At 43.1% G+C, this 20,454-nt stretch carries 18 protein-coding genes and 1 pseudogene; 8 read left to right on the top strand and 11 right to left on the bottom strand.

What is annotated here, in order from left to right; translation table 11 throughout:
- Positions 1 to 96 precede the first annotated feature (96 nt).
- Positions 97 to 657, top strand: a complete 561-nt coding sequence (locus MAS10914_RS0117890; RefSeq protein ID WP_017317325.1) for a Uma2 family endonuclease — start codon at positions 97 to 99, stop codon at positions 655 to 657.
- Positions 658 to 716: 59 nt separating this feature from the next.
- On the opposite strand, the gene MAS10914_RS36440 is transcribed toward MAS10914_RS0117890, so the two are convergent.
- From MAS10914_RS36440 to MAS10914_RS0117875, 3 genes are all read right to left on the bottom strand, one after another.
- Positions 717 to 977 (bottom strand): hypothetical protein, encoded by a 261-nt coding sequence (locus tag MAS10914_RS36440; protein WP_017317324.1) that lies wholly within the window; start codon positions 975 to 977, stop codon positions 717 to 719.
- Positions 978 to 1,177: 200 nt separating this feature from the next.
- A complete protein-coding gene (locus tag MAS10914_RS0117880; protein WP_017317322.1) occupies positions 1,178 to 1,594 on the bottom strand; it encodes a type II toxin-antitoxin system VapC family toxin in 417 nt (138 codons plus the stop codon).
- Positions 1,591 to 1,881: a hypothetical protein gene (locus MAS10914_RS0117875; RefSeq protein ID WP_017317321.1), complete on the bottom strand. Its 291-nt coding sequence runs from the start codon at positions 1,879 to 1,881 to the stop codon at positions 1,591 to 1,593. Before MAS10914_RS0117875 ends, MAS10914_RS0117880 begins: the two co-directional genes overlap by 4 nt.
- 214 nt (positions 1,882 to 2,095) lie before the next feature.
- Between MAS10914_RS0117875 and MAS10914_RS34345 the strand changes: the two genes are divergently transcribed.
- On the top strand, positions 2,096 to 2,269 hold the full coding sequence (locus MAS10914_RS34345) for a hypothetical protein (protein ID WP_156818184.1): 174 nt from the start codon (positions 2,096 to 2,098) through the stop codon (positions 2,267 to 2,269).
- A 64-nt stretch (positions 2,270 to 2,333) separates the two neighbouring features.
- Here MAS10914_RS34345 and MAS10914_RS36660 read toward each other — a convergent pair.
- The 3 genes and pseudogenes from MAS10914_RS36660 to MAS10914_RS0117860 all read right to left on the bottom strand — a co-directional run.
- Positions 2,334 to 2,900, bottom strand: a pseudogene (locus tag MAS10914_RS36660) (tetratricopeptide repeat protein); the annotation flags it as partial.
- A 26-nt stretch (positions 2,901 to 2,926) separates the two neighbouring features.
- Positions 2,927 to 4,855 carry a CHAT domain-containing protein gene (locus tag MAS10914_RS0117865; protein WP_026082630.1) on the bottom strand — a complete coding sequence of 643 codons (1,929 nt, stop codon included), beginning with the start codon at positions 4,853 to 4,855 and terminating at the stop codon, positions 2,927 to 2,929.
- A gap of 130 nt (positions 4,856 to 4,985) precedes the next feature.
- Positions 4,986 to 6,893, bottom strand: a complete 1,908-nt coding sequence (locus MAS10914_RS0117860; protein WP_026082629.1) for a PP2C family protein-serine/threonine phosphatase — start codon at positions 6,891 to 6,893, stop codon at positions 4,986 to 4,988.
- Positions 6,894 to 7,129: 236 nt separating this feature from the next.
- Here MAS10914_RS0117860 and MAS10914_RS0117855 point away from each other — a divergent pair, with 236 nt between their 5' ends.
- The gene (locus MAS10914_RS0117855; protein ID WP_017317319.1) at positions 7,130 to 7,564 is read left to right on the top strand and encodes an NfeD family protein; all 435 of its coding nucleotides are present in this window, start codon (positions 7,130 to 7,132) and stop codon (positions 7,562 to 7,564) included.
- Positions 7,565 to 7,592: 28 nt separating this feature from the next.
- Positions 7,593 to 8,600, top strand: a complete 1,008-nt coding sequence (locus MAS10914_RS0117850; protein WP_017317318.1) for an SPFH domain-containing protein — start codon at positions 7,593 to 7,595, stop codon at positions 8,598 to 8,600.
- An 84-nt stretch (positions 8,601 to 8,684) separates the two neighbouring features.
- On the opposite strand, the gene MAS10914_RS0117845 is transcribed toward MAS10914_RS0117850, so the two are convergent.
- The gene (locus tag MAS10914_RS0117845; RefSeq protein ID WP_017317317.1) at positions 8,685 to 9,086 is read right to left on the bottom strand and encodes a Fur family transcriptional regulator; all 402 of its coding nucleotides are present in this window, start codon (positions 9,084 to 9,086) and stop codon (positions 8,685 to 8,687) included.
- Positions 9,087 to 9,227: 141 nt separating this feature from the next.
- Here MAS10914_RS0117845 and purS point away from each other — a divergent pair, with 141 nt between their 5' ends.
- Positions 9,228 to 9,506 (top strand): phosphoribosylformylglycinamidine synthase subunit PurS, encoded by a 279-nt coding sequence (purS, locus tag MAS10914_RS0117840; RefSeq protein ID WP_017317316.1) that lies wholly within the window; start codon positions 9,228 to 9,230, stop codon positions 9,504 to 9,506.
- A 119-nt stretch (positions 9,507 to 9,625) separates the two neighbouring features.
- Positions 9,626 to 10,300 (top strand): phosphoribosylformylglycinamidine synthase subunit PurQ, encoded by a 675-nt coding sequence (gene purQ / locus MAS10914_RS0117835; protein ID WP_017317315.1) that lies wholly within the window; start codon positions 9,626 to 9,628, stop codon positions 10,298 to 10,300.
- Positions 10,301 to 10,678: 378 nt separating this feature from the next.
- Here purQ and MAS10914_RS0117830 read toward each other — a convergent pair whose 3' ends face one another.
- Complete coding sequence (locus MAS10914_RS0117830; protein ID WP_017317314.1) at positions 10,679 to 11,119, bottom strand: photosystem I reaction center subunit II PsaD; 441 nt, start codon at positions 11,117 to 11,119, stop codon at positions 10,679 to 10,681.
- Positions 11,120 to 11,261: 142 nt separating this feature from the next.
- On the bottom strand, positions 11,262 to 13,268 hold the full coding sequence (locus tag MAS10914_RS0117825) for a DICT sensory domain-containing protein (RefSeq protein WP_017317313.1): 2,007 nt from the start codon (positions 13,266 to 13,268) through the stop codon (positions 11,262 to 11,264).
- Between the two features lie 1,451 nt (positions 13,269 to 14,719).
- Between MAS10914_RS0117825 and MAS10914_RS0117815 the strand changes: the two genes are divergently transcribed.
- Positions 14,720 to 15,745, top strand: coding sequence for a glycosyltransferase family 4 protein (locus MAS10914_RS0117815; protein ID WP_017317311.1), 1,026 nt, complete (start codon positions 14,720 to 14,722; stop codon positions 15,743 to 15,745).
- Between the two features lie 835 nt (positions 15,746 to 16,580).
- The gene (locus MAS10914_RS0117810; protein WP_026082628.1) at positions 16,581 to 18,863 is read left to right on the top strand and encodes an amylo-alpha-1,6-glucosidase; all 2,283 of its coding nucleotides are present in this window, start codon (positions 16,581 to 16,583) and stop codon (positions 18,861 to 18,863) included.
- Between the two features lie 94 nt (positions 18,864 to 18,957).
- Here the strand turns inward: MAS10914_RS0117810 and MAS10914_RS0117805 are convergent, their stop codons facing one another.
- Both MAS10914_RS0117805 and MAS10914_RS0117800 read right to left on the bottom strand, forming a co-directional pair.
- A complete protein-coding gene (locus tag MAS10914_RS0117805; RefSeq protein WP_017317309.1) occupies positions 18,958 to 19,290 on the bottom strand; it encodes a DUF2973 domain-containing protein in 333 nt (110 codons plus the stop codon).
- Positions 19,291 to 19,529: 239 nt separating this feature from the next.
- Positions 19,530 to 19,850: a DUF2605 domain-containing protein gene (locus MAS10914_RS0117800; RefSeq protein WP_017317308.1), complete on the bottom strand. Its 321-nt coding sequence runs from the start codon at positions 19,848 to 19,850 to the stop codon at positions 19,530 to 19,532.
- Positions 19,851 to 20,454 lie beyond the last annotated feature (604 nt).

Genomic DNA, 20,454 nt, shown 5'->3' with positions numbered 1-20,454 from the left:
AGTCCGTAACGCATCTTCGCCTTGTTGCAGTGCTGAAGCATTGTATTTTTGCAACAAATCTCATAATTTAAGATATGGAAAAAAGTAGAGGTGGCGATGTCTGTGCAATTACTAAGACGGAAATTCACAGTTGAGCAATACCACAAAATGGCTGAATCGGGAATTCTTGCCAAGGATGACCGAGTAGAATTGATACGAGGAGAGATTATTGAAATGTCACCGATTGGGACTAAACACGCTGCTTGTGTGAATCGACTTGTTAACTTATTGATTCAGCGGTTGGGAAAACGTATCATACTTGCTCCCCAAAATCCCGTCATATTAAACAATAACTCCGAACCGCAGCCAGATGTAACATTGCTGCAACCCCGCGAAGATTTTTATGAAAACGCACATCCTCAACCAACCGATATTTTCCTGCTCATAGAAGTAGCAGATACAACCGTTAAATATGACCTGGAAGTAAAAATTCCTCTTTATGCAGAAGAGAAGATAACTGAAGTTTGGTTAGTGGATATTAATGAGCAATCTGTGGAAGTTTTTCGAGAACCGACAACTGAGGGATATCGGAATGTTTCCAAGTTGAAGCGGGGTAATAGTTTATCAATTCAGGCATTTTCTGATGTGATGATTACTGTTGATGAAATCTTAGGATAGTTCTTGGTTTTACTCCAAATATTTAATTTAATATATATTGTGTGTAGATACAGAGAAATTTATTTCTTCTCCTCTTCACCCTCTGAAGCAGTATATTTACAGAAAACATTCAGTCCAATTTTTAAAATATATAACGCGACAATTGTAGCGATCGCTCCATCAATAGGTATGCCATTTAACGCTGCAACTGTCACCAATGAACCAATAATACTGTTAAGTAAAGAAGCGCTACCAGGATTATTCGTGTATTCCTTGAGTTTGCCTCGTAAACCCGCATCACCGCATATTTCAGCGCGGATTTCTTCTAGTGTAAGCTGCAATAGAGATTTGCCCTTGCCGTACTCTTGAATGCCGAATTGTTCTTGCCAGAGGGTGTCAAAAGTAGCTTCTAGGTTACCGTTAGTTTTGTTCTAGAGTGGAAAGCGCTTTTTGTGCAGGTTCGTCTTTGAGAAGTTGTTGAATTTGTTGAATTTCAGAAGGGGTTAATTGGGTATTCATAGATATATTTTTAGCAAAATAATCAAGGATTGCTGAATTCTTGAATTAATTGTTCAGGGGTAATTATTCGTGGAATCGTTACCGGAAAATCAACTGGGTTGCGAGTAATAATAGCATCTAAGCGATTAAGAACCGCAGTGCTGTATTGAATAGCGTCTTCAAAATCTTTAAAGTTGACAGTTAGCGCCATTGAGATGACTGCTTGGTCTACTGTAGCAACTTGGCAGAAAGTTACAATTCTGTTTAAAAGGGATAAAGCAGATGCTCGACCTTTATCTTTGCGGACAATGTAATAAAGGTCACTAAAAGTAGAAGCAGAAATAAAACCTTCTATTTGTTTTTGATAAATCAACGATAATACTTGTACGCTGTTAGTGTAAAAGGGATGTCGTTCCAGAGCAAAATCAAGAATTATATTAGTGTCTAGCAAGACCTTCACAGATTATGTTTCTCCTTCAAATAGTCCCATTTTGCTTGCTCAGGGTCAAAGTCTGAAGGAGTTGGTTCTGTGCTTTCTAACCACTCTTTCAAAATGGGGATAGAGCATTCTACTACTCTTTTTTGCTTTGTAGGCTGTGGTTGAGTTTGAGTTTCTGTAGAAGTTTGTACAGATGCTTCTGATTGCAAAATAATGACTTCCACCTTACCAGGAGCAATATTCAGAGGTTCGTCAATAATTAAGTGACCTGATTCATCAATTGTTGCATTCAACTTGTAGGCTTGCATACTTTTGCTCCTTTTTATTTCTAGAATATAGCGGTTCGGGAGTTAAGTGCAATACATCAAGAAATAAGAACCACAGATGGACACAGATGGACACAGATAAATAATTATTTCATCCAAACGAGAAGCGCTATTAAACACGACTGTTGTAAACGTCGCGATCAGCTTCGCTGCGCGGAACGCGATCGCATTCGCAAATCAGCGTCTTATTGTTGAAATGGCGATCGCACTCACGAATCATCTGCTTGTCGTTACTTCCAGAGTTGCTGTCGTTACTTCCAGAGTTGTTGTCATCACTCCCAGAGTTGCTGTCGTTACTCCCAGAGTTGTTGTCGTCACTCCCGAAGTTGTTGTCGTAGCAACCGCTTATGGATTCGTTACGACAGCTTAAATAAAACTTATGAATGAAACCGCGAGATTCCCGACTTCTTCAAGAAGTCGGGAATCTGACCAACCTAACTATCCCGCGCCGCCCAAATTACCTCGCGCACCTCACCCGCGCATTCCTCACCCGTTACGTCGCGCCAAATCACCTTAAATTCATTTTCTCCCACTTGCATGAGGATTCGCGCTAAACCTTTGATAAGCAAATCAAACCACTCTTGATTATGTTGCAAATCTATATTTAAAGCTTGCACATAACTTTTCACTGCTTCTGTCCAATTTGATTGGTTTTCTAAAATGTTACCCAATCCCATCAAAACTAATGGGATTTTATACCAATCTTGAAAATTTTGAAAAATTACAAATGCTTTTTGGTAATAATTAAATGCTTCTTCAAATAGCTGTAACGCCTGTGCTACCATACCCAAAACATAATAGCCATCCGCAGCTTTGTACCAATTCTGTGTTTCTTCTCTAATTTTCACGGCTTTTTGGCAATAATCAATTGCATCCTTAAACAAATTTTGCCGATGTGCCATAATGCCTAATTGATGATAGACGGTAGCAGCCTTTTCCCAATTTTTTACATCTTCAAAAATTTTCAAGGCTTTTTTATAATAGGCAAAAGCATCATCAAATTGCTGCTGTGCTTCTGCTACTGTACCTAATTGAAGATATTCATCAACTGCACTGGTGTCTGCGTCTTCAAATGCGGTAACACCACCCGCAGCGACAAGGGATGTCCGCCCAACAGTTTCAACAACTCTAAATACTCTTTCGGTAACTTCGCCCTGTCTACTCCCGCCGTTTGCAAAATCTTTGCCGCTAATTCTTCTACATCCTGTTCGCGCAACCCGCCCAAATTCAGCAGCGTGTAACCACAGTCAAGCCAAGGTTCCTCCCGGCGACTGGTAATCAACACCCAAGTTTTCCCACCGCGCAATTCTTTAAGAAATTGCTTGAGTTCGCTTCTCTCCTCCCCATTCAATAAAGGTTCATTTCCTGTGGGAAAGCCGTTGACTGGTTCAAAGTTATCCCAAATCAATAAACAAGGCTGAGTTTGGAGATACTTCAACACCGCCAACCGTTGTTTATCTGTAGAAAGCGGAGAAAACTTATCTCCCCAAACTTCGCTACCCACTTGGTTGATTACATGACTCAGCGTCACTCCATGTTCAAAGGACACAAAAAATATCTTGCCAGCACGTCCCTGAGTTTCTTCTAACCACCGTGCAAACCCACAGGCTAACTCAGTTTTCCCCACGCCGCCCATGCCTTGCACCAGTACAATATTATTTTGCCGAAATCCGCGCTCTAACCGCAAAATATCGTAATCTCGCCCAATAAAACCGTAAGCACCCGCTTCTGGAAACCCATGTAGAGACGCGCCATGGCGCGTCTCTACAAGCAAATCGTCAATATCGGGAATATCTGTATTATTTTCCGGAATAAACGGCGTGTAAGGTTCCTGCTGATACAACACGGGAACCAACCAATCTCGCAACGGTTTATCTCCTTTGGGACTTGGACGCTGCGGCTGATTTAAAATTGCTTTACGCCCAGCCGCTACCGCGTTAGAAAGACTCGCACCCGCTACCAACTCGCCATATAACCGTCCGATGAAATGTTTCGCCGCCACAGCATAGACAGAATAAGCCATCGCGACAACACCCTTCGCCCCTAAGGACACCAAGCGCGTAGCCACTGAAGAAAATTTTGCTTCTCCTTCCTGGGCTGATTTGCAAGCGTTCAACACAAAAATCGGCACACCGCAATCTGCCAAATTCTGGGCAATTTGTGCCGCTGTGATAATTTGCGGTGAACCATCAAGGGCTTCAAATACTAATACTCCTTGTCCCAACCCACCCAAGGTATGCTGAAATCCTTGGCTATTGCCGTCAAAATCGCCGTGTCCGTCAAAATGGACTATATGATAAAATCCTTTGTTTCTATTCAGTTCCCGTTCAAACTCCTCAAAGCTAGGCGGACGCAAGACTTTAATATTGACTTTTTGACGAATTTGTGAAACAGAATCTAGTAATGGACGAGCAATAGTTTTCAGAGCAATATCTCTTTCCCCATAGGGACGGGCAATCACTAGCAAGATATTCAGTTTATCCTGGGGCAATGGTGACATTTCCGCCCGCACAGCATACTCACTCAGACTGCGGGACATTCCAGCTAGAGATGGGGCGAGAAATTGGCGATCGCTTGGTGAGTACAGCAATTCCCAAGGTAAATTTAACACCGTGGGATCATCAGAAGTAATCACCAGTTCGCAGTTATGCAGCCCATCGTAGGTAGCTGCTTGAAAAAATTCCCGCGCCTTCTCGCTACTGCGAAACACTAATTCAAATAACTGTTCTCCCCAATTCTGCAACTTTTGCTCTATCTTTGCGGCGTTGTCTGGCGCGAGTCCGTAGGGATGGCGTAAATATTCTTCTAAATACCAGCGCAAGTCGGTAAGCGCTTGCTGATTAAAAGGATGCTCAAATTCTACGACATCGGCAAACCGAGGCGCTGCCTGTCCCCGTTGCCAAGAAAGTTGAATGGTATCCTCTTGATGAGTAATCCGCAAGCAATTTTTCGCCATAGCTGCTGTGGAGGAGGTTAATTTTATGCTAGCTAAAATTAAACATCACGTAGATCATTGCTAATTCCGGATAGGATATTACTCCTTTTTCGCAAACCAATTTAGAGTTCAAACACTCGCGCTTGAGTCTTTACTTCTGTGGCGGACACAATTGCTGCACTTTCTGGGGAAGTTGCTGACACGTCTGCTGGAATGTTTGAGGACTTAGCCGCCACCAAGCAAATAATCCTAAACTCATACCACCCACAAGCGCTAATAATCCCCCAAGCACAACCCACCACTTTTGCTGTCCTTGTCGTTTAGTAGGGGTTTTGGTCTTATCTGTTGCAGGTGATTCTTCAGACACCAACTCCAAAAGCGCTTGAGAACTTGCTGTCAACTCAGATTGTTGTTCTTGTTCTGCTTGTGTTATTTCTACAGGTGGTAGTGCCCGAGTTATTGGCACTATGTAGTCTGGGGAAACTTGACAATGGGTGAGAACGACTGATGTATTATCATGAGCATTTTTCTGGTTTGCCAAGTCGATCCACGCTCCGACAGCATCTTCCAAAGAAAGTGTACCTTGTAACACGGGTACAGCATAATCTCGCCAAGAGTGTTCTATCCAATCATTCTCACTTAAACCATCAGAACACAGCAGCAAGATGCCGTCTTCTTCTAAAATAAATCGCTGAATCACAGGACGCAGAAATTCGCCTTCTTTTGTCCCTAAAGCTTGAGTCAGGGCAGTCGCATCTGGGCGTTGAAGTGCTTTGCGATACAAACTGCGACCATAGCGGACTTCTCGCCCTGCCACATCATCATCTACTGTTAAAATTTGGCAATAATTGGGCGTCATCCAGTAGGCACGGCTATCGCCGATACTAACTAAGTAAAGCTCATGAGCGTTTTGTGACTTACCCTCAGAAGGAGTTTTAATAACTTGAGGTAATTGCAGCGCCATCACGAGAGTCGTACCCATGCGTTGGGTGCCTTCGCGTTTTTGCTCATCATTGCCACTGCAAATTACATTATTCACAATTCGCAAACTTGCCTCTAGTTGTTTTTGGATCAAGTCCGGCGGCAAGATATCTGCTTGTTCTGTAATCTCTGTTAGTAAGGCGCGAAGTTGTAACTTTAGCGATCGCACGGCTAGTAAACTTGCAACTTCGCCACCTTCGTGTCCACCAATACCATCACAAACAATCGACACATATGGCAGTAATGAGTCGTCTGAGTCACCAGAGTTGTTGGGATAGCAAGTGTCTTCATTTTGCGTTTGTTGTGGACCTGTATCTGTTGCACCTGCAACCTTTAGGGTTAATGGCAAATCTGCTGCTGATGATAGGAGTAATGCATTAAGTTGATTTGCAATAGAGTCTAAATTTGCTTCCTCATTACACATCTGCTGGACAATATTCTTCAACTCTTGTGTCACTGGTGTTTTTGCCGCAGCTACCCAAGGTTGCCAACACTCGCCCAACTGCTGTAGAGACGTTGTATGCAACGTCTCTACAAGTTCCAACAGTCGCACGCACCAACCTTGCACTCGTAAATTATCTGGAATGAGCAAACTGCCAGCGACTCCCAATTCTGATAGAGGCGTCCACAGTTGGAGAATTTGCCACAACCAGTAAACTTGTCTTACGGCTTGTGCTTGCTCCCATGCATCTGTTATTGCTGGGTAGAGATTTCCCGTCTCATCTATCGGCGCATTTTCCAGTAAGAGAATATCATTGTAAGCAAACCCGTATGCCTGAGGAATATGTAATCTGTGTTGATATAATCGCAGATAAGACACAATTTCTTTTGACAATTCTTCAGGTATATCTGGCAATAGTCCTGGTTGAGTATCCAGCCAAATACTCGGGGTAATCACCTCATACCTATTTGCCACCTTTTCTCCAGGTTGGATTTCGGCAACTGATGAACCAGTTGCCCAAAGGTAGCGGTAAACTAAGGGGGTTTGACAAGTTGCACAAACACTATCCCCCACAGAATTAATAGGTTGAGTACAGCTGGGATTTGTGCAATAGATTATCCGCTGATTTGAAATCATGCAAGTGTGAATTTTTGGATAAATATAAGGGTTAATTACGATTAAATTTGGCAGTCAAATACCTGAAGGTTAGAATAGACTGGAATTGTGTTCTTTTAGTTAAACATATTGTTACTAAAACTTATCAAAATTTACCGCAAAAAATTTACTTTCGCTTTCAGGAAACAGTCAAGGCATGACTGTATCTAATCATAAAAATGTATTGACGAGGTGAATGTATTGTCTAGGATGGCATTATGCCAAGTACTACCTTAATCTGGTTGTTGGCAGGAGCAAGTCTGTGTTTGATTGAACTATTTGTGCCAATAGCTTTCGTCGCTTTCTTGATGGGAATTAGCGCCCTGGTGGTGGCGTTTCTGTCTCAAGCGATTTTGGGCAATTTATGGCTGCAAGTTGTGGTTTGGCTGTTGCTTTCCACAGTCCTTGTCTTACTTTCGCGGCGATTTGTGACATTACCACGACGCAGGTCGAAAATTCAGCATGCAATTATAGCTGAAACTTTAACTGAGATTCCAGCCGGGAAACCAGGACGAGTGCTGTATGAGGGGAATTCTTGGCGGGCACGTTGTGACGATGAAAAACTCAGCATACCACCCAATCAAAGAGTTTACGTCACAAGACGCGAAGGCACCACCCTCATTGTGATGCCAGAAAATCTGTTGCACTCATAATTCTTTTTTTTAATTTGGAAAATTTTTTATGGAACAGTTCTTTTTACTTGTATTTTTAGCTCTAGGCGGTTCTGCCTTAGCAGGTTCTGTGAAAGTTGTGAATCAGGGTAATGAAGCCTTGGTGGAACGCTTGGGAAGCTATAACAAAAAGTTAGAACCAGGACTTAACTTTGTCGTTCCCTTTGTTGATAGAGTTGTCTTCCGCGAAACCATCCGAGAAAAAGTTTTAGATATCCCGCCCCAACAATGCATCACCCGGGATAATGTGACGATTACCGCTGATGCGGTAGTTTACTGGCGGATTATGGATATGGAGAAATCCTACTACAAAGTGGAAAATCTCCAGGCGGCAATGGTAAATTTGGTACTGACTCAAATTCGTGCCGAAATGGGCAAACTGGAATTGGATGAGACTTTTACAGCCCGTTCTCAAATTAATGAAACTCTTTTGCACGAATTGGACGTTGCGACCGATCCTTGGGGTGTGAAGGTCACGCGGGTGGAACTGCGGGATATTATTCCTTCACAAGCAGTCAGGGAGTCAATGGAACTGCAAATGTCAGCGGAACGGCGCAAACGGGCAGCAATTTTAACTTCCGAAGGCGATCGCGAATCAGCTGTTAATAGCGCTAGAGGTAAAGCAGACGCCCAACTTCTCGACGCAGAAGCCCGTCAAAAAGCGGTCATTTTACAGGCGGAAGCTGAACAAAAAGCGATCGTTCTTAAAGCACAAGCCGAACGCCAGCAGCAAGTTCTTAAAGCACAAGCGATTGCTGAGTCTGCGGACATTATTGCCCAAAAAATCCAAACTAACCCTCTTGCTCATCAAGCTTTAGAAGTTCTGTTTGCCTTGGGATATCTGGATATGGGTGCAACGATTGGTAAAAGCGAGAGCAGCAAAGTCATGTTTATGGACCCGCGCACCATTCCCGCCACTTTGGAGGGTATACGCTCGATTGTCTCAGATGGTCAGACTGACTCAAACCCGTTGTTGGCGAAGGAAATGCCCCCAGTAAATAACAAACACGCCAGCTAGGAGTGGAGGAGTGGGGGAATGGAGGAACAAGGGGAAGAAATTACTTTCTCATCTTCCTCATCTTCCTTATCTGTCCATCCTCTCTTATTCTGTAGCCGCAGCTTGAGCTAACTGGCATTGGGTGCATAAACCGAAAAACTCTAGAGTGTGGTAAAAAATCTTAAACTTATGTGTAGATTGCAACTGAGCTTCTAGGTCGTGGACAGGGCATTGATTAATCGGAATGGAAGCACCGCATTGCAAGCAGGTCAGGTGGTGCTTGTCTTGTTGCGCTAAACTATAAAGGGCTTCACCGTTAGCTAATGTCCGCACTTGCACCATGCCTTCAAGTTTTAAGGCTTCCAATGAGCGGTAAACTGTTGCTAAACCCAGGTTTTGGTTACGGTTACGTAATTCCACATAAATATCCTGGGCGGAAATGCCTTGTTTAACGGTTTTTAGTAGATTTAGAATACGCTCTTGACTGCGGGTGCGTATGGCTCTCATAGACAATAGTAAAAAACGCCAATTGTTGAAAATGTTCTCTTGGCTAACTTCTAGCTTAACTCTAATTCCTTGTTATCTTATTGTCCTCTAGTTGGGACAGTAAAGATATAGTATGAGCGTAGCAGTATTCAGCAAAAGCCAGTGCAAAGGAAGTATCTAGCCAAAATTTTTGTAACTCTCCGTCCTTCAGTTCTTGACCCTGCTGGTGTAGCAGTACAATCTAATCTGAAGCAACTGGGATACGATAATGTTGATCAGGTGCGGATCGGCAAGTACATTGAAATAACTCTCACCTCACCTGATGAAGGTACAGCCCGTCAGAACCTGGATCGGATGTGTGACCAAATGTTAGCCAATCCAGTGATAGAAAATTATCGCTTTGATTTGACTGAGGTTGAGTCACAAACGGGAGTGTATTGAGGAGATGGAAAGTCGTTAGTAGGTACTAGTTAGTAGGTAGTAGTTAGTGAAACAACAACTAACAACTAACAACTAACAACTAACGACTAACAACTAACAACTAACTGATAACAAATAACATGAAATTTGGGGTTGTTGTTTTTCCGGGTTCTAATTGCGATCGCGACGTTGCTTACGTAACAAGAGACTTGCTGAAGCAACCAACTCGCATGGTTTGGCATCAAGAAACTGATATTTCGGATTTGGATGTCATCATTATACCAGGTGGCTTTAGCTACGGCGATTATTTGCGCTGCGGTGCAATCGCGCGGTTTTCGCCTGTTATGCAGCAAGTAGTAGAACACGCTCAAAAGGGGAAAGCTGTTCTCGGTATTTGCAACGGCTTTCAAGTATTAACTGAGGCAGGGCTGTTACCAGGAGCGTTGGTTAAAAATCGGGATTTGCATTTTATCTGCGATCGCGTCCCTGTGAAAGTTGAGCGCACAGACCTATCTTGGACGCAAGGTTATCAAAAAGGTGAAATTATCACTCTGCCTATTGCCCACGGAGAAGGGCAATTCTACGCTGATGGAGCTACGTTATCAGAACTGGAAGATAACGCTCAAGTGTTATTCCGCTACGAGGGAGATAATCTTAACGGCTCATTGAACAATATCGCGGGGATTTGCAATCCTACGGGCAATGTGTTGGGCATGATGCCGCATCCAGAAAGGGCATCTGACCCAATGCTGGGTGGTAGCGATGGGTTGAGGTTGTTTCAGGGGTTGTTGGAGAAAGTGGCGGCGTTGGTGTAGTTGCTACCTTGGAATTATTTCGCGCAAAGCAAAGAGGAGTTTTACCTCGTGGGCGTGTTTTAGCAATGGGGCGTACAGTTGCTATTACCTCGCCTTGTGAATCTAGTTCTGCCCAGCTTTTCCCCACCTTCTACTGATTCCAACAAAAAGCTGTAGGGCTGTCCGGCACATACTTTATACCAAGCCGATACTGGTGTTTCGAGGTCGGCTAACCATTCCTGACACACCGGGATAAAGTTGCCTTGTTTTGCTAGTTAGGAAAACTGGGAAAACTCTGGGAAAATCATAAATTTTTCCAAGGAAATAGGGAATTGAGAATAAGCAATTAATATTTTTGCCTGTTCCCCATGCCCTATTTTCTGTTTTTTAGATTACCTATTAACTATTGGTTGGAGTTGGAGAGTCATAGGTAGCTGTACCGCTGAACTTGACTGCTGCTGGACTGGGGTTCTTGCCGATATTGCGGTCTACATAACGCACTTTCTCACGACCTGGGTTGACCTTCTCTGGGAAGACACCATCAGCCGGGTGTATGTACTGAATTTCTCCGTTGGGATAAATCCGGTAAACTTTGTAGTTTGTGATTTTCAATTTCCGGAAGACCTGCCCGCCCAAATAGATACCGTATTCCTTACGAGCCAGATACAGCAGGTTTTCTCCTTGGCGCATGATAGCAGTACCGCCTGTAGGCATTTCAAAAGGCTGCTCCTTGGGGCTAGTCCAAGTGATAGCGTACTTTTCTTCCCGTTCTGCTTTTGCCAGCAACCCGCCAGTACTACCACCAAATATGGGGGTTTGTCCAGAAAGTGTTTCTGCCATAAAGTTTTCTCTCAACGTTTTTACGGCATCGTAACACCGCGACTAGGGTCATATTGCGATCGCGTCATAGTCTGTAACAGTTATTAGTCATTTGTCATTTGTCCTTTGTTACTAGCTTGGACGAAGGAGAAGGGACAAAGGACTATTTCCTCTTGACTTTTGACGGCTTTTGCTGTTGGCTCCCCTCAATGATGGGTATGGTGAAGTGAAACTGACTGCCTTGGTTTTTGCCGTTTGATTTTGCCCAAATCTCTCCACCCCAGCCATTGACAATTTGACGGCAAATTGCTAAACCAAGACCTGTGCCACCAGTGGTGCGGCGCAGTGCTCCTTCTTCTTGATAGAAGCGGTCAAAAACGATTTCTAGAAGATGTGGTTCAATACCGCGTCCGGTGTCAGCCACAGTGACTTCAACCATTTTATTTCGGTTGCGTGCCTTAATGGTGATTTGTCCCTCTGTCGGTGTAAATTTGCAAGCGTTGTCTATCAGTTTTGCCAGTACTTCCACTAGCCAATCTCCATCGGCTTTGACCAAAGGCAAGTTTTTTGCAAGTTGAGTCGTAATTTTGGGCAGATTTTCGGAGACAAACCGGGTGCGAATGCGACTGAGTGACAGTTCCACACATTCTTCTAAGCTGAGGGATTCTGGATGCCACTCTACCCGACCGCTTTCCAAATTGGAAAGCGTCAGGAAATCTTGTATGAGTTTCCGCATCCGTTCTGAGTCAGTAAGAGCAGTGTCTAGCATGACCTGGCGCAACTCTGGAGGCATATCCGGTTCGCTGGTAAGACTTTCCAAGCACACCTGAATGGTAGATAAGGGGGTACGGAGTTCATGTCCGGTGATGGCTATCAAGTTGCTGCGGGTACGGTCAAGAGCTTCCAACTGCTTGTTAAGGTCTTCTAGGTTGGCATAAGCCTCTGCCTGGATCAGGGCTACTCCCACTTGGGTGGCAATAGCTTCTACTAGGTCAAAGTCCCCAACTTGCCAATCGTGTAAAGTTTCGTTGCAGTAGTGCAGCTCAACGATACCCAACAACCGCCCCTGGTAGAACACTGGTTCCATCAACCAAGAACGAATGCCATACTTTTTCACGAGTTCCCAAAGTTCTTTAGAACTGGTAATGCGAACGTCAGTCTGAGTATCGGCAACACAAACCCCCGCGCTTTGCAGTACCACTTCTCGAAATAGGAGATTATTCTCCAATTGCCAGGTTTGTCCAAGAAGAGATGGTATACCAGAACTCAAAAACTCGTGTTCAATTGAGGCTTTGGCATCCGTGCCTTGAGCGCGGTAGATTAAACAGCGAGACGCTCCTAAGTTTTGTCCCAGTTCTTGGGTTGCGACTTGGAGAATGTCTTGAAGGTTGAGCGATCGCCTAATAGCGGTGCTAATCGTATTGACCAAGCGTTCTTTGCGTGCTTGGGCTGCGATGGAACGGTATGCTTTGTGCAATTTGTACTGACTTGCTTGCAGGTAAGTCACTAAACGCCGTACAAATGGGTCAGTGTCTATGTCGCAGGCATATTCGTTGATCTGGTCTGTTTTTGTTTCTCTCGGACTCTCCTCTATCCCAAACCTCTGGCGGCAGAAGTGAATTTTGTTTGCCAGTTCTGGTCTGTAAACTAAAATCCTGTCCAATAGCAATTCAGCAACTTTCAGGCTCACCCCCCGTTCTGCTGTCCAAATTCCTTCAAACCTTCGCGCCGTGTCCATATCTAAACTCGGACTTAGCTCCGGCAGTTGCTGATTTTTGGCAAGAGAACCAATGCTTTCCCGGCAAACCAGACAAGTCGCATAGTTTTGGGCAATCACCACCAAGTGCCACTCTTGACTTAAGCCATCATCTGGTTCAAAGGCAATCTTTTCGTAGTGTTCCGAACTGTTGGTAAAATCCGTTTCGGGTGCGGATAATACGTATATTTGATTACTGCGCTGGGCAAGCCGCTGATATCGATGAGCTTCTTGGCGGTAGAATCGCTCTCTTTGGAAGCTAGCAATGACCAGAGGCTGCTCCAAAGTAGCAGCCAAAACTTGGTCTTCCATTGCGTGGGAGAGCGCCGTTAGTGAAGCCTTGAAATATATTTGAGGTCTCAGGTTGGGTAGACCCTGTAGCAGTTCACTCAGCACGGAAGTCGAAATGCTCATCAATTTCTTTAAGGAGCCACAATCGCGAATGAATCGATGTCACAGATGCATTGTACAAATTACAACGGACTCTCAAGTGAACGAGATAGTTGCAATATGTAAAGAATAGTGAAAGACACCTTGAGAGTTTGGGCAGGCGCAGCACGTTGCTTATGCCGCAACCTTTTGCCTAGGTTTCCCGCCAGCTAACCGACGGCAGCTTTAGCAGTATAGATAAGTATCCTACAGAAATAAACCACCATATTCATCAATGTTAAGTCTTAAGTCCTGAGTTTTGAGTATATCCCCACGGGTAACGCTAATCGTTGGTCATCCGCTACAGTTGTTCTGTTCTTCACACAAGTATTCTTCAGCTATTTACCACAATGGTAAGGTTTCAAAGAATAGACTGACTAGAAAATGGAAAGTAGGGAAACCGCACAGTTTTATGCTTGATATGGTTTACAGTTTATAGGCACTACGCACATAATATAATGCACAAAATAGTCAACTCATTTGTTTTGTCAGTGCAATCAACATAAGCTGAATGACAACAGGTTTCCTTATTAAGAAAAAAAATCTCTTTTCTCTAATAAAAAATTTTAGGAGCTTTTTATCATTTTCCTTTTGACTGGAGTCCTTTAAAGAATTGAACCCAAAAACGACTGATCAGCACTTGGAACTCAGGAAGGTTATTTTTGACAAAAGTGACTAACGACCAAAGTTGTGCTATACAAGAAACCTGCTTACGCGCAATCTAGTAGATCTGTGGAGGTAATAATCAACTTCCAAAAATGGCGCTATCCACAAGATAACTCTCTTCAGAGATTACTTTAGAGCATATCACCAAAGGGTTGTATGTCTATTGAATAAGGATTTTTTACTACTATCTCACTAGGCAAAGAGTTAGATTTTCATACATAGCTAACCTAAAGGTTTATGTAATTTGAATACGCAACAACTTGAGCCGTACTTTTTCTTTGATAAGTTCTTGTCTAAATGTATAATTATTTACAATAATTAATCTTATCGACTTTTTAAGTACGGAGGAGGAACTATAGAAGTTTTTGTATTAACCGCTCAAGAAGCGTGTTGCGAAATATAACTAATTCATGTAATATGACTTTATCAATAATTTTCAAAATTCTTAAAACGATGAGATAAATCTCAAAATTTACCTGTTGCTGCAAGCAGTGAAGTCTGCAATAGCAGCTAGGTAAAATAGTTAACCCATAAACAAAGGAAGCCTTGATGGGGGGGATGATTCTATCCAGAAATTTTTTTTAATAAAAAAGTAGGAAAAATCATTCCCCAATGCCGTATGATGCAGTTGACTAAAATTCCACCATCAGGGTTTGCAACAACAGTAAACATAAAGCGTTGCATATTTGCCCAATCTTCTTAAAACTATGAGTCTGTTGGTCATAGTTTTCCGGGGTTAATATGCTGACACTTACCTGCTTAGGTGAAACATGAGAATAGCCCAAATTTCTCCTTTATGGGAGCGAGTTCCTCCCTTTCGCTACGGCGGTATTGAACTCATTGTTCAACTCCTTACAGACGAATTAGTTAGGCGCGGTCATGATGTTACCTTGTTTGCTTCTGGTGACTCGATTACCAAAGCAAAGGTCCGTTCAGTCCATAACCAGGCTCTACGACTTGACCCCAATATCAAAGAGCCAATACTCTACGAGCAGATGATGCTAGCTGAGGTTTATCAACACGCCCATCATTTTGATATCATTCACTCTCATATAGGTTGTTCTGCCCTTCCTTACTCTGGTTTTGTGAAAACACCCACTGTACACACAATGCATGGTGTTTTTACGTCCGATAATGAGAAAATGTATCGGCGTTTTGCGTGGCAACCTTTCATCAGTATCAGTGAGGCACAACGAGAACCGCGCTTAGGCTTAAACTACATTCATACCGTTTATAACGGCATTGACACAACTGCCTATCCCTTCCATCCCGAAGCGACACAACCTACATACCTCGCATTTGTAGGACGGATTTCCCCAGAAAAAGGACCAGTGGAAGCAATGAAAATTGCTCGTGCTGCTGGCTTACCACTAAAGATGGCTGGCAAAGTTGACGCTGTTGACCAAGATTATTATCGCCAACAAGTGGAGCCTCTGATTGATGGTGAACAGATTCAGTACTTGGGTGAGGTTTCCCACGAAGAAAAAGTTAAATTGCTTGGGGGAGCGAGTGTGACTTTGTTCCCCATTACCTGGCGAGAGCCTTTTGGTTTGGTTATGATTGAGTCAATGGCAACGGGTACACCTGTCATTGGCATGGCGTTAGGTTCAGTCCCAGAAGTGATTGCTCACGGGAAAACAGGTTTCGTTTGCTACTCGCTGGAAAAAATGATTGAGGTAATTCCAGACGCCATAAAATTAGATCGGCAGACGTGTCGCGAGTACGTTATCAGTCGCTTTAGCGTCCAATCTATGACCGATGAGTATGAGAGGGCTTACAAAATGGTGCTAGGGTAGAAGTCTGCACCTGCAACCCCTCAATCTTAAAGTCAGAAGGCAGTATAGCAAATCCATTTAGCCTTCTGGCTTTACTGTTGATAGCACAATGACAAAGGAAAAACGTCTGCTCTCCAGAATGAATTGACTGGCTATTTCTGTTTCACTCTTCACCCAGTCAAAAAGAACACCCGGCCTGAATTCTGACTGGAGGCAACGGAAGTCTGGTGGCTCTGCTCCCAATACTACTCAGTTAAGGGTTATTGCTGCGAATTTTAGGTGTGTAGAGACGGTTGCAATCCAACGTCTCTACAGGGTTTGTCGTTTAATAAATCAGCTTATCCGAACAGTGTTGGCTCTGCTCCTGAGTTTTGAGTTCAAAGGTCAATTTAAAAAATAAATTTTTTAAAAAATTGGAAACTCAACTCATATTATTTTGCTAAGATTAGTATATAATTATTAATATTGCATATTATACATAAATATATTTATTTTTTTATTCCCTTTACAGAAAATTTTAAGTAGCAGTTTAGGGGAAAGATACTAAACTGTTACATTTGGGTGTGGAAAGCAGCGATTCTACGCTGCTGCTGGGGAGTGTCTACGTCTTGCAATTCTGAACAAAAGCGGCTAGTCCAACAGGTAGGAATTTATCCTTGTAAACTTTTTCAGAAAATTTTTAGAAAATACTCTTTTATAAAGATTTTATGATAAAGGCTTCATCCATGACCTGTTACTAGCTGTAAGCGATTATGATTTTTGCTCAATGGCTCAAATCTGCTTTTAACAGCGTCTTTTTTCCTGTTGACGCTGATGATCTCATAAAAAACTAGACCTGTACACGGAATTTTGGCTGATGACACCGGATACGCTAATGACACCGGAAAAAATTCACCTAGACGGAAAAACTTTTGTTCCTGCTGATCAAATACCCATTCCAGAATGGCCATGTGTAGTCAGTGAAAGACCGCAACCGACGCTAACGGTTAAAGATGACGATTTATTTTTGGTGACAGACACGTTGGGCAACATTTCTGGTTGTTCACTCAATGATGGCAATCCCAGTATGGGACTGTTCTGCAGTGACACACGCTTTCTCAGTCGCCTAGAGTTGCAAATTGATGGGCACTCGCCTGTGTTACTCAGCAGCACCGCTGAAAAAGGATTTTCTCTGTCAATTTTGTGTACGAATCCCAGAATAGAAGACCGTCTGAGAGCCGATACAGTGGGCATTCGTCGCGAACTTGTACTTAACGGGGCACTCTTTGAAGAATTAGAAGTATCTAATTATAGCACAAGTTCCGTCATCTTTGAACTTAGTATTAGCTTTGATGCGGATTTTGCGGATTTATTTGAAGTCCGGGGCTATGACAGAGACAAACGGGGTAGACTTTTACGCCTTGTAGAACCTACACCTGAAGAAGGAACATCAACTGGCGATGGTGTTTCTGCATCTGGATCACCCGTACAAAAAGAGCAATCCTTGATCCTTGCCTATCAAGGTCTGGATGGGTTGGTGATGGAATCTCGCATTCAATTCCAGCATAGGCAACCAGACTATTTCAAAGGTTACACAGCAGTTTGGCGCTTAGAGTTGGCTTCTCACGAAACTCAAAAGTTGGGCTACCGAGCAAATTTGTTGACAAACAACCAATCTAGTTCCACCGTCAGCGCAGCTTTTACCTTAGTACAAGCAAAAGCCGGTGAGATGATGGAAGAGCAACATTGGGTACAACAAATTACTCGAATTCGCTCAGATAAAGGGACTTTTAATCGAATTATTGAACGGGCTGAACAAGATATGTATCTGTTGCGCCAGTCCTTTGGTAAGTACAAAACTGTGTCCGCAGGAGTGCCGTGGTTTTCCTCGCTTTTTGGGCGGGATTCGATCATCACGGCTTCTCAAAGTCTCATGTTAAACCCTCAAATCGCCAAAGAAACTCTGTTCCTACTAGCAACATATCAAGGCAAAGCTGATGATGAGTGGCGCGAAGAGGAACCGGGTAAGATGTTGCACGAGTTGCGGTTTGGGGAATTGGCGCGCTGTCAGGAAATTCCCCATACACCCTACTACGGTACAGTCGATGCTACTCCCTTATGGCTGATGCTGTATGCCGAATATTATGCCTGGACTCATGACGGGGAAACTTTAGAGCAACTATGGTCCAATGCTGTGTTGGCGATGGATTGGATTGACCGCAACTTAAAAGAAACAGGCTATCTCAGCTATATCCGAAAATCCAAACGAGGTCTTGACAACCAAGGGTGGAAAGACTCTGGTGATTGTATTGTCAATCGTAAGGGAGAGTTAGCGACCGGACCCATTGCCCTTTGTGAGGTGCAAGCTTATGTCTATGCTGCAAAATTGCGCATGGCTGAAATTGCGAGGCTGAAAAAGCGGATTGACTTATCAGACCGCTGGACAGAGGAAGCAAGAAACCTCAAGCTTCGTTTCAATAGAGATTTCTGGATGGAAGACCAGGATTTCTGCGCCCTAGCTTTGGATGGAGATGGCAAGCAGGTAGATAGTATTACCTCAAATCCCGGTCATTGCTTACATTTAGGCATTTTCACACCTGAAAAAGCTTATAGTGTTGCTGAACGACTGCGGGCACCAGATATGTTTAATGGTTGGGGTATCCGCACCCTCAATAGCTTGTCACCAGCTTACAATCCTATGGGGTATCACATTGGTTCCGTGTGGCCCCACGACAACGCGCTTATTGCAATGGGGTTGCGTTCTCTTGGTTTAATCGATCAAGCCCTGGAACTTTTTGAAGGTTTGTTCGACATGACTAACCAGCAGCCCTATCAACGTCCTCCAGAGTTGTTCTGCGGCTACGAGCGCAATGGTGATAACGCTCCTGTACAGTATCCTGTTGCTTGCACACCTCAAGCATGGGCTACTGGCACTATCTTCCAATTGCTGCAAATGATCGTAAATTTGGTACCCGACGCCCCTAACAACTGCTTACGAATTATCGACCCTACTTTGCCAGAGTCGATAAGCAGTCTGTCAGTGCATAATTTAAAAGTTGGTCCTACGATACTCGATTTGGAATTTGAGCGTTCCGGTAACACAACTGCTTGTCGCGTTGCCAACAAACGCGGTAATCTCCGGGTTGTTATCGAAGCGTAATAAGGGAAATAGGTTACAGGGGACAGGGAACACGAAAGAGGTTATAGGTTTTTCCCTGTCCTCTTTTGTCTTGTGACTATACACTTTCCCCTGTTTACCCTTCCTCTTGTTGATTCTCACTTCTGTGTCCTGGAGAAGCTTCGTAAAGCTCATCCAGTCTTTGGCGGGCGTCTTCAACGTTAATAGAACGCATCACCAGAAGCGGTTCTTTAATTAAGTTGCCAGCAGCATCTAATAACTCTGGATGTGGTGTAAACTTCTTAGTTGATGAATTATAGGGATATCTGCCCTGATTTTGTAAAGATGCGGACTTAGGTGGATAAATTCGCTCTCTATCAAAGCTGAAGAAAATCAGGTTACGAATTAAGTTAGCAACAGCTATAAAAGCTAGGATGGTAAAAGCAAGAATGTAAAGCAGGTGTAACATTTTCCTTCCTCCAGAGGTATCAAATTTTAAAACTATATAGGTTGTTAAAGTTTTGCTTAGCTAAATTGCCTAATGCCGTTAATTACGCTGATGTTGAATGGTTAACGCAATCTTTATGCGCTCATACTCTTGATTAAGAGGGTATTAAGAGGAGAATTTTTATCCTAAAAGAGATTGGGTTAGCATAAAACACATCCCTTGCTATCTCAGATGGTGTCAAAAATTTTTTACTATTTCACTTACATTCCGTCTTGCTGGGAACGGAAGCGCGTTGCCACATTCCAGCATTGTGTTACTAATTGATGCCAAGGCACTAGCGCTGCCATATCAATACCGACCTGCCCGTCAGTTGCATTAAACAGCATCTTTGCCGTCTTCACTTCCTCTTGTGCTTTCTTGACTCGCATCAGTAAGTCAGATTGTTCATGTTGACTCATAAACGAAAGCTGTTCCGTTTCCAGAAAACTGCGTGAGCGCGCGAACCAGTACTGAAAATCTTCTAACAGCGGTTGCAAAACTGTTTTCAGCAGTTCAGTTTCTGGTAAATTCGAGTCTCGCATAAATGAGAAGGATATTCCTAACTTTCTTACTAATATTAACTCTATTTAAGATTCTTAACATTTCTCTTGTCTCTCCCATAAGTCTGAAAATAGAAAACTTTAGTAATATTATTTACACCCTATTCATTAAATTATATAAACTTATCCTAGCTATTGTACAGATCCCCAGGGGGGATCTCAAAAATGCCGTTCATATTGGAGACAAAGAAATTGAGTATTTACGCATATTTATGTATTTTTCTATACTTAAGTTAGTTAAACTTAATTTAGGATGTAAGTGAATGTATGCAAATCCTGTAGGGAAAAACCTGGAGGGTTTTCTCAGCAAATTTACTTCCATTAGGCAGTTAATTCATTTGCATCAACCTTTTGGCGTCCCTTATTACAATTCCTGTTGCTGTAAAGATTAGATAATGTAAACAAACAAGCAATGACGGCAACGGAGTGTTAAAGTAATAATTTATTGTCTCATAATTAAAGTTAAAATTATAGGAGATTGAAGAAAATCCAGATTTAAAAGAGAACACTTGCATGGTTGGGTTTTGTCAAAAACAAAATGTCCTGACAACAGAATAACTACTCTTAGACATTCATCAGAAGTTTG

This window comes from Mastigocladopsis repens PCC 10914, from assembly GCF_000315565.1.
Lineage (GTDB): Bacteria > Cyanobacteriota > Cyanobacteriia > Cyanobacteriales > Nostocaceae > Mastigocladopsis > Mastigocladopsis repens.
The sequence above is the reverse complement of the archived record's forward strand: the minus strand, read 5'-3'. Positions and strand labels throughout refer to the sequence as shown.

Excerpts from the sequence above, each read along its gene's own strand:
- MAS10914_RS0117890 (WP_017317325.1), top strand. The coding sequence starts at position 97 with ATGTCTGTGCAATTACTAAGACGGAAATTCACAGTTGAGCAATACCAC.
- MAS10914_RS0117875 (WP_017317321.1), bottom strand. The coding sequence starts at position 1,881 with ATGCAAGCCTACAAGTTGAATGCAACAATTGATGAATCAGGTCACTTA.
- MAS10914_RS34345 (WP_156818184.1), top strand. The coding sequence starts at position 2,096 with ATGGCGATCGCACTCACGAATCATCTGCTTGTCGTTACTTCCAGAGTT.
- MAS10914_RS0117865 (WP_026082630.1), bottom strand. The coding sequence starts at position 4,855 with ATGGCGAAAAATTGCTTGCGGATTACTCATCAAGAGGATACCATTCAA.
- MAS10914_RS0117860 (WP_026082629.1), bottom strand. The coding sequence starts at position 6,893 with ATGATTTCAAATCAGCGGATAATCTATTGCACAAATCCCAGCTGTACT.
- MAS10914_RS0117855 (WP_017317319.1), top strand. The coding sequence starts at position 7,130 with ATGCCAAGTACTACCTTAATCTGGTTGTTGGCAGGAGCAAGTCTGTGT.
- MAS10914_RS0117850 (WP_017317318.1), top strand. The coding sequence starts at position 7,593 with ATGGAACAGTTCTTTTTACTTGTATTTTTAGCTCTAGGCGGTTCTGCC.
- MAS10914_RS0117845 (WP_017317317.1), bottom strand. The coding sequence starts at position 9,086 with ATGAGAGCCATACGCACCCGCAGTCAAGAGCGTATTCTAAATCTACTA.
- purQ (WP_017317315.1), top strand. The coding sequence starts at position 9,626 with ATGAAATTTGGGGTTGTTGTTTTTCCGGGTTCTAATTGCGATCGCGAC.
- MAS10914_RS0117830 (WP_017317314.1), bottom strand. The coding sequence starts at position 11,119 with ATGGCAGAAACACTTTCTGGACAAACCCCCATATTTGGTGGTAGTACT.
- MAS10914_RS0117825 (WP_017317313.1), bottom strand. The coding sequence starts at position 13,268 with ATGAGCATTTCGACTTCCGTGCTGAGTGAACTGCTACAGGGTCTACCC.
- MAS10914_RS0117815 (WP_017317311.1), top strand. The coding sequence starts at position 14,720 with ATGAGAATAGCCCAAATTTCTCCTTTATGGGAGCGAGTTCCTCCCTTT.
- MAS10914_RS0117810 (WP_026082628.1), top strand. The coding sequence starts at position 16,581 with ATGACACCGGATACGCTAATGACACCGGAAAAAATTCACCTAGACGGA.
- MAS10914_RS0117805 (WP_017317309.1), bottom strand. The coding sequence starts at position 19,290 with ATGTTACACCTGCTTTACATTCTTGCTTTTACCATCCTAGCTTTTATA.
- MAS10914_RS0117800 (WP_017317308.1), bottom strand. The coding sequence starts at position 19,850 with ATGCGAGACTCGAATTTACCAGAAACTGAACTGCTGAAAACAGTTTTG.